Origin of the sequence: Rhodanobacter sp. Root179, assembly GCF_001428465.1 — a bacterium.
GTDB lineage: Bacteria > Pseudomonadota > Gammaproteobacteria > Xanthomonadales > Rhodanobacteraceae > Rhodanobacter.
Window position 1 is genome coordinate 1 of sequence record NZ_LMHR01000025.1, and the last position, 14610, is coordinate 14610.

The 14610-nt window shown below is 67.5% G+C and carries 13 protein-coding genes; 11 read left to right on the forward strand and 2 right to left on the reverse strand.

The genetic code is table 11. The features are described from left to right. The first annotated feature begins 196 nt into the window (after positions 1 to 196). The 8 genes from ASD82_RS00745 (at position 197) to gltS (ending at position 10506) form a co-directional block, all read left to right on the forward strand. On the forward strand, positions 197 to 454 hold the full coding sequence (locus ASD82_RS00745; RefSeq protein ID WP_007804428.1) for an exodeoxyribonuclease VII small subunit: 258 nt from the start codon (positions 197 to 199) through the stop codon (positions 452 to 454). Further along, a complete protein-coding gene (gene ispA / locus ASD82_RS00750; protein ID WP_056713987.1) occupies positions 438 to 1346 on the forward strand; it encodes a (2E,6E)-farnesyl diphosphate synthase in 909 nt (302 codons plus the stop codon). The genes ASD82_RS00745 and ispA overlap by 17 nt, the downstream gene beginning before the upstream one ends. 82 nt (positions 1347 to 1428) lie before the next feature. Then, positions 1429 to 2331 (forward strand): LysR substrate-binding domain-containing protein, encoded by a 903-nt coding sequence (locus tag ASD82_RS00755; protein ID WP_056713990.1) that lies wholly within the window; start codon positions 1429 to 1431, stop codon positions 2329 to 2331. Positions 2332 to 2690: 359 nt separating this feature from the next. Next, a complete protein-coding gene (locus tag ASD82_RS00760; RefSeq protein ID WP_056714010.1) occupies positions 2691 to 5162 on the forward strand; it encodes a TonB-dependent receptor in 2472 nt (823 codons plus the stop codon). Between the two features lie 173 nt (positions 5163 to 5335). After that, positions 5336 to 7108: a gamma-glutamyltransferase gene (gene ggt, locus ASD82_RS00765; protein ID WP_200950197.1), complete on the forward strand. Its 1773-nt coding sequence runs from the start codon at positions 5336 to 5338 to the stop codon at positions 7106 to 7108. A 134-nt stretch (positions 7109 to 7242) separates the two neighbouring features. Then, complete coding sequence (gene dgcN, locus ASD82_RS00770; protein ID WP_056713993.1) at positions 7243 to 8286, forward strand: N-acetyltransferase DgcN; 1044 nt, start codon at positions 7243 to 7245, stop codon at positions 8284 to 8286. Next, positions 8271 to 9257, forward strand: a complete 987-nt coding sequence (gene dgcA, locus ASD82_RS00775; protein ID WP_056713996.1) for an N-acetyl-D-Glu racemase DgcA — start codon at positions 8271 to 8273, stop codon at positions 9255 to 9257. Before dgcN ends, dgcA begins: the two co-directional genes overlap by 16 nt. A gap of 28 nt (positions 9258 to 9285) precedes the next feature. Beyond that, positions 9286 to 10506, forward strand: coding sequence for a sodium/glutamate symporter (gltS, locus tag ASD82_RS00780; RefSeq protein WP_056714014.1), 1221 nt, complete (start codon positions 9286 to 9288; stop codon positions 10504 to 10506). A gap of 55 nt (positions 10507 to 10561) precedes the next feature. On the opposite strand, the gene ASD82_RS00785 is transcribed toward gltS, so the two are convergent. Together ASD82_RS00785 and pmbA are read right to left on the reverse strand one after the other, a co-directional pair. Further along, positions 10562 to 10963: a DUF4870 domain-containing protein gene (locus ASD82_RS00785; RefSeq protein ID WP_056713999.1), complete on the reverse strand. Its 402-nt coding sequence runs from the start codon at positions 10961 to 10963 to the stop codon at positions 10562 to 10564. 346 nt (positions 10964 to 11309) lie between these two features. Further along, a complete protein-coding gene (pmbA, locus tag ASD82_RS00790; RefSeq protein ID WP_056714017.1) occupies positions 11310 to 12683 on the reverse strand; it encodes a metalloprotease PmbA in 1374 nt (457 codons plus the stop codon). A 104-nt stretch (positions 12684 to 12787) separates the two neighbouring features. Here pmbA and ASD82_RS00795 point away from each other — a divergent pair, with 104 nt between their 5' ends. The 3 genes from ASD82_RS00795 to ASD82_RS00805 all read left to right on the forward strand — a co-directional run bounded on the left by ASD82_RS00795 (position 12788) and on the right by ASD82_RS00805 (position 14137). After that, on the forward strand, positions 12788 to 13033 hold the full coding sequence (locus ASD82_RS00795) for a DUF1653 domain-containing protein (RefSeq protein ID WP_056714001.1): 246 nt from the start codon (positions 12788 to 12790) through the stop codon (positions 13031 to 13033). Between the two features lie 58 nt (positions 13034 to 13091). Then, on the forward strand, positions 13092 to 13655 hold the full coding sequence (gene yjgA / locus ASD82_RS00800; protein WP_056714004.1) for a ribosome biogenesis factor YjgA: 564 nt from the start codon (positions 13092 to 13094) through the stop codon (positions 13653 to 13655). Between the two features lie 173 nt (positions 13656 to 13828). Beyond that, positions 13829 to 14137, forward strand: a complete 309-nt coding sequence (locus ASD82_RS00805; protein WP_056714007.1) for a hypothetical protein — start codon at positions 13829 to 13831, stop codon at positions 14135 to 14137. Positions 14138 to 14610: the final 473 nt, after the last annotated feature.

Consider the following 14610-nt stretch of genomic DNA (forward strand, 5'->3'; position numbering starts at 1 on the left):
GGGGGGGGGGGGGGGGGGCGGGGTGGGGGGGGGGGGGGGGGGGGGGGGGCGGCCCTCACCTCAATCCTCTCCCGCGAGCGGGAGAGGAGGCGATGGTGCCGAGCGGGAGTCGGGCTTCGTGCGTCGACGTAGCGTGGTGGATCGGGTTGTCTTTCTGCATTGATTCTAGGGGCCTGCTGCGTTAGCGTTGCGGGCCATGGCCAAGACCGTTCCCGCAACCAGCAAGACCCCGCCCGTCGCCGACTTCGAACACTCGCTCGACGAGCTGGAGCAACTGGTTGCGAAGATGGAAGGTGGCGACATGAGCCTGGACGATTCGCTGGCCTCGTTCGAGCGCGGCATCGGTCTGTTCCGCCATTGCCAGCAGTCGCTGGAACAAGCCGAATTGCGCGTGCGCCTGCTGCTTGATCCCGATGCCCCCGACAGCGCCCAGCCGTTTGAACCCGAACTCTGATCACGCCGAGCTCGGCCCCGCCCTGCAGTCCCTGATCCAGCGCGCCGAACAGGCGCTCGACCGTCATCTGCCGCCGGCCGGACACTCCCCCGCCGAACTGCACAGCGCGATGCGTTATGCCGTGCTGAGTGGCGGCAAGCGGCTGCGTCCGCTGCTGGTCTACGCCGCCGCGCAGGCGCTGGGCCATGACAGTGCCGCGCTGGATGCGCCGGCCTGCGCGGTGGAACTGATCCACGCCTATTCGCTGGTGCACGACGACCTGCCTGCGATGGACGACGACGCCCTGCGCCGCGGTCGCCCGACCTGCCACATCGTGTTCGGCGAGGCGATGGCGATCCTCGCCGGCGACGCGCTGCAGGCGCTGGCGTTCGAGATCCTCGCCGACGACGCCTCGCGCCAGGTCGATCCCGCCACCGGCATCGCCATGCTGCGTGCACTGGGCCGCGCCTGCGGCGCCGAAGGCATGGCCGGTGGCCAGGCGCTCGACCTCGCCGCGGTCGGCCGGCGGCTGAGCCTGGACGAACTGGAACACATGCACGCCTGCAAGACCGGCGCGCTGATCCGCGCCTCGGTGCAACTGGGCGCGCTGGCCGCCGGCGCCGACGACAGTGTTTTGCAGTCGCTGGACCGCTACGCCCACGCGGTCGGCCTGGCATTCCAGGTGCGCGACGACATCCTCGACGTGGAAGGCGAATCGGCGGTGATCGGCAAGACCGCCGGCAAGGATGCCGCTGCCGACAAGCCCACCTTCCCCTCGATCATCGGCCTGGAAGCCTCGCGCGCCCGGCTGTCCGAACTGACCGAGCAGGCGCTGGCCGCGATCGTGCCGCTGGGCACGCGCGGCGAGTTGTTGCGCGAGCTGGCCCTGTATTCGGCGCTGCGGGTTCGCTGAGCCGTTCGCGGCGGCTTGCTGCACAACGCTTCCTGTGCTGCACTCGGACACTGTCGCCATCGCGGCAAGGGGTCGTCAACCGATGCGTCTGCGCCACATCGAAGTGTTCCATGCGGTGCTGACCACCGGCAGCCTGACCGGGGCGGCGGATCTGCTGAACATCTCGCAGCCTGCCGCCAGCAAGGCGCTGCAGCATGCCGAGCAGCAACTGGGCTTCGCCCTGTTCAGCCGGGTGCGCGGACGCCTGCAGCCGACCCAGGAAGCGCTGCTGCTGCGCCATCGCGTCGACAAGATCATCCAGGATCTGCACGACCTGCAACGTCTCACGGCGAACATCGGCGACCCTGAGAGCTCGCCGCTGCGGGTGACCTGCACGCCGACCCTGGCGCATGCGCTGGTACCCGACGCGACCACCCTGCTGCGCAAGTCTTTTCCCAACACCACCGCCGAACTGTTTACCCAGCACTCGGCGGAGATGTGCGAATCGCTGATGCTCCACGAAGCGGACATCGGACTCACCCTGCAGAACGCCGGCCACCAGGGCCTGCACCAGGAGCCGCTGTGCCGCGGGCACATCATGGTCATCGCCCCGCCCGGCTGGTGGTCGCCGGAGGAACTGGCGCAGCCACTGCCGGTCACCGCACTGGCCGACCAGCCGATGGTCGGCATCGCGGTGCACGATGCATTGGGCCGCATGCTGCAAGGCCACCTGAGCCAGGTGGTGCCGGCACCGCGCACCGCGGTCTGGGTGCAGACCTACCAGCTGGCGTATTCCCTCGTCGCGCAAGGCGAGGGCCTGGCCCTGGTCGATCCGTTCACGGCGTCGTGGGGTGGCGGGAAAACCGTGCAGACGCGTCCGCTGAAACTGCAGCTGGACGTGGTGCTCTACGCGCTCTATCGGCTGGACAGTCCGCTGAACCCGCTGCAGAAGCGCTTTCTCGGCCTCGTCCGCCAGCTGGCCCAGCGGATGCTGGAACCAGCCTGAGAGCCTCGGCGGGGCGCTCCGGCGCCAGCCACATCCACAACCTTTGGTTATGCCTGGTGCCGGTCTTTTCATTGGAGGCTGGCGCGGGGCTGTGACTATCCTCGATCCGTGTCGTGAGGGGGAGAGTGGATGTCCGACCGGAGCACGCCTCGATCAGATGCAGGGTCAGTCCGCGCGGTGGCGACACGCCGACGCGGCCCGTACCCGAGCCGGCGGCAGGACACGCGGGGCGGAAGGGGCCGCCTCGATTCCCGATGCAGTACGTCAACGATTCGCTTCGAAGTCGTCGCCAGCCGACCGGGCGGTGTCACCGCCTCGGCCGACAGCATCCTGTTGCAAAACATCCGGGGAGAATGTTCATGAACAAGCGTTCCGGTCGGTTCGTTCCGACCTTGCTGTCTGCCGCGATCCTGCTGGTACTCGCCAACAACGCCACGGCACAGGAGGCCAATCCGCAAACCGGGGCGCCCGCCACCACGCCGGCCAAGGCGAAGAACCTGGGGCCGGTGGTGGTCACCGGCACGCGAGCCGGCAACCGCACGGAAAGCTCGTCACTGACGCCGATCGACGTGATCTCCGCCGACGTGCTGAAACAGACCGGCACGATCGACCTGACCCAGGCGCTCGAGCGCGCCATCCCCTCGTTGAATTTCCCGTTCGCGCCCGCCTCGGACACCTTCGCGTTCCAGCGTCCGTTCGAGCTGCGCGGCCTGTCGCCGGACCAGGTGCTGGTGCTGGTGGACGGCAAGCGCTGGCATCCCGGCGCGCTGGTGCTGAGTCTGGGCCAGATCGGCCAGGGGTCGCAGGGCATCGACCTCAACACGATCCCGCTGTCGGCCATCGATCACATCGAAGTGCTGCGTGACGGCGCCTCCGCCCAGTACGGTTCCGACGCGCTGTCCGGCGTGGTCAACATCATCCTGAAGAAGGGCGCCAAGGGCGGCGACGTGCAGCTCAGCGGCGGCCAGTTCTCCGCTGGCGACGGTCGCCAGTGGCAGGGTGCGGCGAACTTCGGCATTCCGCTGGGCGGCGACAGCGGCTGGCTGCGCATCACCGCCGAAAACAGCAACCAGAGCCCCAGCAACCGCGCCGGCGTCGACCGTCGTCCGGGCCTGGCCCAGCTCGGCGTGAAGTTCCACTACGGCACCGTGTCGTTCAAGAACAAGAACCTGTTCCTCAACACGCAGTACGACATCACGCCCGGCGTGCAGTTCTACGCGTTCGGCCACTACGGCCGCCGGGTGGGCGAGCCGCGCGGCTTCTACCGTTACGGCAGCAACACGGCTTATCCGAACAATCCGCTGATCGGCCTGGTTTACCCCGACGGCTTCCTGCCGCGGGAGCACGGCGACTCGGCCGACACCTCGCTGGTGGCAGGATTGCGCGGCACCTGGAACGGCTGGCGTTGGGACGTCAGCGGCAACTACGGCGGCAACCGCGTCTCCTACAGCACGCGCAACTCCACCAACTACGCGATGCTCAATGATTTCGGCAGCAGTCCGACCAGCTTCCACGACGGCATCCTGACCGCCAAGCAGCAGACCTTCGACATCGATATCTCGAAGGAGATCGCGTTCGGCTGGCTGCCCAATCCGCTGACCCTGTCCTTCGGCACGCAATACCTGCGGCAGAGCTATGACGTGGAGGCCGGCGACTTCGGCTCGTACTACGTGGGCACGTCGGGCGTGCGCGGCGGCGCCCAGGGCTTTGCCGGCTGGGGCCCGCAGGACGCGATCTCGGTGGATCGCCACGACGTTGCCGAGTACCTGCAGCTGGAGGGCAACCTCACCGACCGCTTCGGTTTCTCCGCCGCCCTGCGCCACGAGGACTATTCGGACTTCGGCACCACCACCTCGGCGGCCTTGTCCGGCCGCTTCGACTTCACCGACTCGTTCGCCTTGCGTGGCAGTGCGTCCACCGGCTTCCGCGCCCCGGGACTGGGCCAGCAGCACTATTCGGAAACCACCTCGGCCGCCTACGGCGCCGGCAACTCGCTGGGCCTGCCGGCGGGCATCTACCTGCGCGGCCTGGTGCCGGTGGATAACCCGCTGGCAAAGCTGCTGGGCAGCGAACCGCTGAAGGCGGAGAAGTCGCGCAACTTCACCGCGGGCGTGGTGTGGAATCCCACCAACGCACTGAACATGTCGTTCGATGCCTACCAGATCACAGTCACCAACCGCATCGCCCTGTCGAGTTCGATCTCGCTATCGACGCCGGCGGTCATCAACTACCTGGCTGCCAACGGCATCACCAATCTGCAATACAGCGGCCTGTCCTACTTCACCAACGCGGGCACCGTGCGTACCCAGGGCGCCGACGTGGTGACCAGCTACCGCAGCGACTTCGGCGACAACGGCAACCTGATGTCGACGCTCAGCTACGGCTACCACAAGAACAAGGTCACCGACGTCAAGCCGAACCCGCCCGTGCTCGACTCGCTGGGCGTGATCTTCAAGCGCCTCAACCGCAGCGCGATCAAGGGCCTGCTGGCCGACACCGCCCCACGCAGCAAGCTGATCCTCAACGAGACCTACAGCCTCGGCAACTGGGCCTTCAACGGCACGCTGACCCGCTACGGCCGGATCACCTCGTACGGCTCGACCAGCTACCTCGACGACACCGTCTATCCGCACAAGTGGCTGCTCGACCTGGCGGTCAGCTACAACCACGACCGCTGGACGTTCACCGTGGGCGGCGACAACGTGCTCGACACCTATCCGAAGAAGGCACCGCAGGACGACGACCAGAACGGCGCCTTCCCGTATTCGTCCAGCTCGCCATTCGGTTTCCAGGGTGCCTACGTGTACGGCAAGGTGCAGTACCACTGGTAAGCGCAGACCGTGCGGCGAAGGTCCCGGTGCACGCCGGGACCTTCGCCGACGCTCCATGCAAGCCGCCGTCGCCGGCATGCCACAACCGTCAGTTATGCAAGGCAAGCGTCTTTTCATTGGTGGCGTGCAACCGCCTGTGACTATGCTCGAACCTCATCGTGGAGAGTGAACGAATGACCGAACAACACACGCTGCGCAGCGATGTAGGCATCGCCGGCCGCACCACGACGCGCAGTCGGGCGCACTGGCGCCACATCCTGCTGGCGCTGGCGCTGCTGCCGGTGCTGGGCGCCCTGGCCCACGCGCAGGAAGCCGCAACATCGACGACCACGGCGTCGAAGACCGCCGCCATCGCCAGCGCCAATGCGCTGGCCACCGAGGCCGGCTTCGAAGTGCTGGCGCGCGGCGGCAACGCGGTGGACGCGGCGATCGCGGTGGGCACCACGCTGTCGGTGGTGCAGCCCGAAGCGTCCGGCATGGGCGGCGGCTTCCTCGCCGTGATCCACGACGCGGCAACCGGCAAGGACACCTTCATCGACGCGCGCGAGATGGCGCCGCAGGCGGTCAGCGAGAAGGATTATCTGAAGGCGGATGGCACGCCGAACCGCGACACCTCGCTGAATGGCCCCCTGGCCGCCGGCATCCCCGGTTTCCCCGCCGGCGTTGCCTACATGTCGGGCAAGTACGGCAAGCTGCCGCTGTCGGTGTCGCTGAGTCCGGCCATCCGGATCGCCGAGCAGGGCTTCCATCCCAGCGGCGCGCTGGTCCGTTCGATCGGCCACAAGGCCGAGGTGCTGCGCCGCTACCCGGCCTCGTCGGGCAAGTTCATGCCAGGCGGCAAGGCGCCCGGCGAAGCGGATCTGTTCCGCGATCCGAACCAGGCACGCACGCTGAAGGCGCTGGCCGCCAACGGCGCGGACGGTTTCTACAAGGGCGCGGTGGCGAAGGAACTGGTGAAGTCGGTGCGCGCTGCCGGCGGCACCTGGACACTCACCGATCTGGCGAACTATCGCGCGAAGGAACGCCAGCCGATCGAGCTGCAGTACGCCGGCTACAAGGTGGTCACCGCGCCACCGCCCTCCTCCGGCGGCGTGGCGATCGCCGAGATGCTCAACATCCTCGCCCCACTCGACCTGAAGAGCATGGATGAAGCGCACCGCATCCATTACCTGGTCGAGGCGATGCGCCGCGCGTTCCGCGATCACAACGAATACCTCGGCGATCCCGACTTCGTGAAGATGCCGCTGGACATGCTGCTGTCGCCTTACTACGCCGACGGCCTGCGCCAAAGCATCCTGCCCGAGCAGGCGACCAAGTCCGCCTGGCTGCCGTCGGTGCAGGCGAACAGCCCCGGCATGCACACCACGCATTACTCGATCATCGACAAGGACGGCAACATGGTCTCGATGACCGCCACGGTGAACACCACCCTGGGTTCCAGCTTCGTCGCGGGCAAGACCGGCATCCTGCTCAACAACGAGATGGACGACTTCGCCCTGGTCTCGGGCCAGCCCAACGCGTTCGGCCTGATCGGCGGCAGCGCCAATGCACCGGTCGGTGGCAAGCGCATGCTGTCGTCGATGTCGCCCAGCATCGTGGTCGGCAAGGATCGCCTCGCGGTGATCGGCTCGCCCGGCGGCTCCACCATCATCACCCAGGTGTTCGAGGCGATCCTCGCCTTCGTCGACGGCAAGGACGCGGGCCAGATCACCGCGCAGAAACGCATCCACCACCAGTTCCTGCCCGACCGCATCGACATCGAAAAGGGCAGCGACATCCCCGCCGACGTGCTGGCCAAGCTGAAGGCGATGGGCTACGAGATCAACGACACCGAAACCTGGGGCAACATGAACGTGGTGGTGTGGGACAAGACCAGCAACACCAAGACCGCCGCCAGCGACCCGCGCAATCCCAACGGCCTGGGCAAGGTCGAAACCGCCCATTGAGGCAGCCGGCCGCAAGGCCGGTTGCAACGCCGCGAGCTGCTGGCGGTTGCCCAGCCAGGGTTCACGTGCCCGATCTTCCGCATCTTCCACTTCCCCCTGATCGACGGCGCCGCCGCCACCTGGAGTCCTCTTTCATGTCCACCCAAGGCGATGCGAAGCCTTCCGCCCAATGGCGTCCGCCGTACCTGCTGTACCTGGGCAACGCGGCCGATGATCTGGCCATCAAGACGGCCAGAGGCGTGGCCTACTGGCGCCCGGAATGGTGCGTGGGCCAGCTGCGCCATCCCGACTGCAAGCCCACGCTGGGCCTGCCCGACATGAGCATGGCCGAGGCGAAGGACCTCGGCGCGAACACCATGCTGATCGGCACCGCGAACGCGGGCGGCACGATGGCGCCGGAGATCGTGGCCGCCGCCATCGAGGCGCTCGACACCGGCCTCAACGTGGTCGCCGGCCTGCACCACAAGCTACGCGAGAACCCCGACATCGTGGCCGCGGCGCAGCGCAACGGCCGGGTGCTGTTCGACGCCCGCGATCCCGCGCCGGGCATCCCGGTCGGCAACGGCCGGCCGCGGGCGGGCCGACGCCTGCTCACCGTGGGCACGGACTGCTCGGTGGGCAAGATGTACACCACGCTGGCGCTGGAGCGCGCCATGCGCCAGCGCGGCCTGGCGGCGGACTTCCGCGCCACCGGCCAGACCGGCATCTTCGTCGCCGGCGCCGGCGTGCCGATCGATGCGGTGGTCGCGGACTTCATCTCCGGTGGCGCGGAGTGGATCTCGCCGGCGCGCCACGATGGCGGCTGGGACCTCATCGAAGGCCAGGGCTCGCTGTTCCATCCGTCCTACGCGGGCGTGTCGCTGGGCCTGCTGCACGGCTCGCAGCCCGACGCCCTGGTGCTGTGCCACGAACCCACTCGTCGTCACATGCGCGGCCTGCCCGACTACCCGCTGCCCGAGCTGAAGCCTTGCCTGGAGGCGAACCTGGTCGCCGCGCGCCTCACCAATCCGGCGGTGAAGCCGGTGGGAGTCGCGCTGAATACCTCCGGCATGCCGGCGGGCGAAGCCGTCGACGCCTGCAAGCGCATCAGCGACCTGCTCCAGCTGCCCTGCCAGGACCCGGTGACCATGGGTGTCGAAGCGATCGTGGACCAGCTGCTCGCATGCTTCGCGAACTGACCATCAGCGAGCGCAGCTTCCCGCTGGTGGCGCCCTTCCGCATCGCGCGCGGCGTGAAATACGCCGCCGACGTGGTCACGGTGGAGCTGCATCAGGCGGGACGGACCGGACGCGGCGAATCGGTGCCGTATGCGCGCTACGGCGAATCGATGGCCTCGGTGCTCGACGAGATCGAATCGCTGCGGGCCGCGCTGGCCGCCGGCATGGGCCGCGACGAACTGCAACTGCGGCTGCCGCCCGGCGCGGCGCGCAACGCGCTGGACGCGGCGATGTGGGACCTCGATTCGCAACTGAGCTCGGTGCCGGTGTGGGTGCAGCTGGGACGACCGCCACGCGCCACCCTGCGCAGCGCGATCACCCTCAGCATCGACACGCCCGCGCGCATGGGCGAGGCGGCCGCGCGCATCGACCATGCCGGGCTGATCAAGATCAAGGTGGACGCCGACGACCCGGCTGCGCGGATCGAGGCCGTGCGGCGGGCCGCACCCCACGCGCACCTCATCGTCGATCCCAACGAGAGCTGGACCATCGACATCCTGCGCGACCTGCAACCGCTGCTGGAACGCGCCGGCGTGGAACTGCTGGAACAGCCGCTGCCCGCCGACGCCGACGAGGCCCTGCTCGGTTTCCACAGCCGCATCCCGATCTGCGCCGACGAAGCCTGCCACGTCACCGCCGACCTGCCGCGACTGCGCGGCCGCTACCAGGCGGTCAACATCAAGCTGGACAAGACCGGCGGACTCACCGAGGCTTGGCGACTGCTGCGCGCCGCGCGTGCCGACGGATTCAAGATCATGGTGGGTTGCATGGTGTGTTCGTCGCTGGGCATCACCCCGGCACTGGAAATCGCCCGCGAGGCGGAGTTCATCGACCTGGATGGCCCGCTCTGGCTGCAGGATGACTATGCCGATGGCGTGAGCCTGCACGATGGCTTGCTGCGGCCGCCGTCGCCCGCGTTCTGGGGCGGTTGACGATGCCATCCGTGCAATGGCCTGCGGCATGCTGACCCTCGACTCGATCCAGACCGTGGCCTGCGGCGGGCTGTTCCTGCTCGCCGGCTACGCGATTCGCCGGCAGCTGCCGCTGCTGTCGCGCTTCAGCATTCCCGCGCCGGTGATCGGCGGCCTGCTGGTGGCGCTGGCGCTGCTGCTATGCCGCCAGTGGAATTACACCCCGATACGCTTCGACACCACGCTCAAACAGCCGCTGATGATCGCCTTCTTCACCGGCGTCGGCTTCAACGCCAGCACCTCCCTGCTCAAGGTCGGCGGGCGCCAGATCGTGCTGTTCCTGGGCCTGGCCAGCGGGCTCGCCGTGGTGCAGAACCTGGTCGGTGTCGTGCTGTCGAAAGCGTTCGGGTTGCCTCCGCTGTTCGGCGTGATCACCGGCTCGGCGACGCTGACCGGCGGACCGGCGACCGGCATGGCCTTCGCGCCGCTGTTCACCGAGGCCGGCGTGCACGGCGCGGCCAGCGTGGCGCTGGCCAACGCGATGGCCGGCATCGTGCTGGGTTCGGTGATCGGCGCGCCGGTGGCGACGATGCTGATCGGGCGGCTCAAGCTGCGCTCGCCGCAATCGCACGCGTTCGCCGACGGCGCGCCGGCGATCTCGCTGCAGGTCGCCGGCGAGCCCGCCGCCAAAGCCAGCAACTTCGACGAGCAGGCCTATGCGGGGCTCAAGAGTTTCGTGTGGATCCTGCTGGCGATGGGCCTCGGTGCGTGGATCAGCAATGGCCTGGGCACGCTCGGCCTGACCCTGCCCAGCTACATCGGTGCGATGCTGGTGGGCGCCGTGATCCGCAACGTCGACGACCGCTTCGGCTGGTTCGGCCTGTCGATGCGCGGCATCGACATCATCGGCAACATCTGCCTGTCGCTGTTCCTGGTGGTGGCCCTGATGGATCTGCACCTGTGGGAGCTCAGCGGGCTGGCCATGCCGCTGCTGGTCAACCTTGGCGTGCAATCGGCCATCGTGGTGGCGTTCTGCTGCTGGCCCCTGCTCAAGCTGATGGGCCGCGACTACGACGCCGCGGTGATGGCCAGCGGCTTCATCGGCTTCATGCTGGGCACCACCGCCAACGCGATGGCGGTGATGAGTTCGCTGACCGAGCGCTACGGCCCGGCGACACGCGCCTTCCTGGTGGCGCCGATCGTGGGCGCGTTCCTGATCGACTTCACCAACGCCATCATCATCACCGGCTTCATCAACTGGTGGAAATGACCGGCCACAAAAAAAGGGCGGCTTGCGCCGCCCTTTTTTCATGCCTGAAGCAGGCTCAATTCACCAGTCGCAGCGTGAACGGATAACGGTACGCCGTGCCTTCGTTGGCCTTGATCGTGCCGATGATCGCCAGCACCAGCCAGGCCACGAACACCACGGCCAGCACCAGGAAGCCGATCAGGATGAAGCACAGGATCCAGCCCACGATGGCGGCGATCGCCACGGTGATGTTGAAGTTCAGCGCTTCCTTGCCCTGATCGTTGACGAACGGCATGGTGTCCTTCTTGATCAGCCAGATCACCAGCGGCCCGATGATGCTGCCGAACGGAATGATCAGGCCGATCAGCGCGGACAGGTGCGCGAACATCGCCCACTGGCGCTCGTCGGCGGAAGGGGCGCCGGCCATCGGCGGTTCGCTCGGCGGGGGCGGAATCACGGACTCGGGTGGAACGCTCATGCGCATCTCCTTCTACGTCAAAAGTTCGCCGGCCGCTTGCCGGTTGCACCGATGCTAGCAAGGCTGGCGCTGCTTTGCCGCAGGAATCTGCGAAAGACAGGCAGAGCGACCCCACCCCAGCCCTCCCCTGCACGCAGGGGAGGGACAAGCGGCGCTTTGCTCCTTCCCCCACTGCGTGCAGGAGAGGAAGGCGAGCCGCGCCCTGCTCCTCCCCCTGCGTGCAGGGGGAGGCCGGCGACCGAAGGGAGTCCTTCAGGTGAGGGGGTTGCCCGAGGTGGCGAAAAAGCAACGATCAAGTGCGACCCCACCCCAACCCTCCCCTGCACGCAGGGGAGGGAGTCAATGCCTACTCGCCGGCGACGGTCATGCGGTCGAGCAGGATCGAGCCGGTGAGCAGGTGCGAGCGGATGTCGACATCGCTGCCCACGGCCACGATGCCGTTGAACATGTCGCGCAGGTTGGCGGCAATCGTGATGCCTTCCACCGGGTAGGCGATCACGCCGTTCTCGACCCAGAAGCCCGAGGCGCCCCGCGAATAGTCACCGGTGACGGTGGACACGCCCTGCCCCATCACCTCGGTCAGCAGCAGGCCGGTGCCCAGCCGCGCCAGCATGCCGTCGAAATCGGATCGCTCGCCATCGGCCGCGCCCGCATCCACCACCAGGTTGTGGATGCCGCCGGCGTTGCCGGTCGAGGACAGGCCCAGCTTGCGCGCCGAATAGCTGCTCAGCATGTAGCGCGCCAGCACGCCCTTTTCCACCAGCGCGCTGTCGACGGTGGCCACGCCCTCGGCGTCGAAGTTCGCCGAACCCTGGCCGCGTGCAAGATGCGGTCGCTCGTTGATGTCGAGCCACGCCGGCATCACCGGCTTGCCGACGTGGTCGAGCAGGAAACTGGCCTGCCGATACAGCGCGCCGCCGCTGACCGCACTCAGCAGGTGGCCGATCAGTCCGCGCGCCAGCTCCGGCACGAACAGCACCGGGCATTGCCGCGTCGACAGGCTGCGCGCACCCAGCCGCGCCAGGGTGCGTTCGGCCGCCTTGTCGCCCAGCGCCTGCGCACTCATGAAATCACCGGCGGCGCGCACACTGTCGTACCAGTAATCGCGCTGCATGCCGTCGTCGTCACCGGCGATCAACGCCAGCGACAGCGAATGCCGGGTGCCGCGCTCGCGCCCCACGAAGCCGTGCGAATTCGCATACACCGACAAGCCCTCGCCGGCCTGCACGCTGGCGCCGTCGGAATTGCTGATGCCCGCGTGGGCGCGGCCGGCATCCTCAATCGCGATGCCCAGCTCGATCGCCTGCGCGGTGTCGATGCTCCACGGATGCCACAGGTCCAGGTCGGGGAATGAGGTGGCCATGCGCGCCGCATCGGCCAGCCCCGCGGCGGGATCTTCCTCGGTGTAGCGGGCGATCGCGCAGGCCTGGTCGAGCGTGGCCTGGATCGAATCGGGGTTGAGGTCGGCGGTGCTGGCCGAACCCTTGCGCTGGCCGAAATACACGGTCAGCCCGAAGCCGCGGTCGCGGGTGTGCTCGACCGTCTCCACCTCGCCCAGCCGCACGTTCACGTTGAGCCCGCTGCTGATGCTGGCCGCCACCTCGGCCTGGCTGGCGCCCGCGGCGCGCGCGCGGCGGATCACGTCAGCGGCAAGGTCGGCCAGTCGCTCCATGTCCTGTTCACTGCGATCGGGCGTCTGGCTGAGGGCAACTTCGCTCACGTTGGGCATTCCTGGGGATTAGGCGGGTAGAATAAGCGGTTCGCGACCGCCGGCTCCCGAATTGGGGGCGCGAGCGCGGATTGAAAGAGCTGCGGAGCACGTCCATGCAACCTGCCGCCGGCATTTATCGTCACTACAAGGGTCAGCGCTACCGCGTGCTGGGCACCGCGCAGCACAGCGAAACGATGGAGCCGCTGGTGGTCTACCAGGCGCTCTACGGCGACTTCGGCCTGTGGGTGCGTCCGGCAACGATGTTCTGCGAAACCGTCGAACTGGACGGCGTGCCACTGCCCCGCTTCGCGCTGGAGCAGGCTGAAGCCGCCAGCGACGGCGACACGCACAGCAGCTGATCCTCGTTCCACCACTGCACGCACCACAACACACGCATCACAACCGGAATTGAAACCCGTGAGCCCGAGCCGCAGCCGCAACCAGTACGAACTCGAAGAAGAAGCGGACTACGGCCCCAGCCGCACGCAGCAGCGCCGCGATGCGCTGGCGGTGCTGGCGCTGGCCCAGCAACTGGTCGATCTGCAACCGAGCCGCCTGGCCAAGCTGCCCCTGCCCGACGACGTGCGCCACGAAATCGACGTGACCCGCCGCATCAGCTCGCACGGCGCGAAGAAGCGCCAGCTCGCCTTCCTGGCGAAGGTGATGCGCCGCTACGACGACGACGACTTCGCCGCGGTGCGCGCCGAGCTCGGCGAGAACCGCGAGAAGCAGCGCCAGGAAACCGCCGCGATGCATCGGCTGGAGTCCATGCGCGATCGACTGATCGCCGAGGATGAAGCCGCCCTATCCGAACTGATCGCCGAGCATCCGCAGGTGGATCGCCAGCATCTGCGGTCGCTGGTGCGGCAGGCGCGCGTCGAGAAGGACACGCCGAACAAGCCGCCGAAGGCGTACCGGGAGATCTTTCAGCTGTTGAAGGATCTGGCGCAGACAGATACATCCGACGACACCGCTGCGTGAAAATACTCTGCGCAGTGGGGCTCTGCCTGCTCTGCGCAGCGTGCGCAACCGTACCGCCTGCCGCTGAGCAGGACATCTGCAAGCACCTCTACACGTACGCCGCATCGTTACCTATTGGTTCGACGCATACGATAAGACTGAGCACGAAGGGAGCGTTCCCGCTCGACTTCCAGATGAATTGCCACCATGACACCGACGACGAGGCGGACCACGCGTTCTGTGGCTGGCTGCTCGCCAATACCTCCCGGGAATTCATGGCGATCAACATCAACGACGCCAGCAGTTGCCTGCAGCAACAGAAGATCGTCGGTTCCACCAGTGGAAGCGACATCGAGCGCTGGTCCGGCACCATGGCCATCGACAGCCCCGAAACCGCACCCGACACGAAGATCGTCTTCAGCTATCTGCAGCAACCCGACTTCCAGAAAGAAGACTTCATCCAGTTCGAAGTCACGCGGCGTCCGGCCAAGTCGCAGCGTTAGCCGATGCGCGCGACCGCGCGCCGTGACCGCGGCATATTGAGTCAGGGCCCTGTGTAGCCTGAGAACGTGGCCCACGGCGAAGGCCACCCAACCCATGCTCGGGCGAAGGCCGGAAGAGATTTAAAACAGCGAAGCTGGTCCTCGCACTGCACTTGCTGTTGCGCCTGACGCTTTGCCTGCCCCTGTGCATCAGAGCAAAAGCTTTCGTCTGCCTACGGCAGCCGAGCCACCTTTCTCTGTGTGGCCAGAGAAACGTGGCCCACTGCGCCGCAGGAGCGGCGCGAACGGCGAAGCCGGCCCGAAGGGCGGAGGGCAGGATGCCCGGAGTAAAGAGAGGCCACCCCGCTTCCGCGCCTCGCAGGCATCCTGCCTGCGAGGTTCGCGTGCGGGTTACGGGGTTTGTCGACAGGGCATCCTGCCCTGACGCCAAACTGCCTGACATCCATGTCAGGCACCCTGCGGGCTGACCCTCC

What these genes read in the sequence shown, in the direction of transcription:
- ASD82_RS00760 (WP_056714010.1), top strand. Translation starts at nt 2,691, where the DNA reads ATGAACAAGCGTTCCGGTCGGTTCGTTCCGACCTTGCTGTCTGCCGCG.
- ggt (WP_200950197.1), top strand. Translation starts at nt 5,336, where the DNA reads ATGACCGAACAACACACGCTGCGCAGCGATGTAGGCATCGCCGGCCGC.
- dgcN (WP_056713993.1), top strand. Translation starts at nt 7,243, where the DNA reads ATGTCCACCCAAGGCGATGCGAAGCCTTCCGCCCAATGGCGTCCGCCG.
- ASD82_RS00805 (WP_056714007.1), top strand. Translation starts at nt 13,829, where the DNA reads ATGAATTGCCACCATGACACCGACGACGAGGCGGACCACGCGTTCTGT.
- ASD82_RS00785 (WP_056713999.1), bottom strand. Translation starts at nt 10,963, where the DNA reads ATGAGCGTTCCACCCGAGTCCGTGATTCCGCCCCCGCCGAGCGAACCG.
- gltS (WP_056714014.1), top strand. Translation starts at nt 9,286, where the DNA reads ATGCTGACCCTCGACTCGATCCAGACCGTGGCCTGCGGCGGGCTGTTC.
- ASD82_RS00755 (WP_056713990.1), top strand. Translation starts at nt 1,429, where the DNA reads ATGCGTCTGCGCCACATCGAAGTGTTCCATGCGGTGCTGACCACCGGC.
- dgcA (WP_056713996.1), top strand. Translation starts at nt 8,271, where the DNA reads ATGCTTCGCGAACTGACCATCAGCGAGCGCAGCTTCCCGCTGGTGGCG.
- ASD82_RS00795 (WP_056714001.1), top strand. Translation starts at nt 12,788, where the DNA reads ATGCAACCTGCCGCCGGCATTTATCGTCACTACAAGGGTCAGCGCTAC.
- ASD82_RS00745 (WP_007804428.1), top strand. Translation starts at nt 197, where the DNA reads ATGGCCAAGACCGTTCCCGCAACCAGCAAGACCCCGCCCGTCGCCGAC.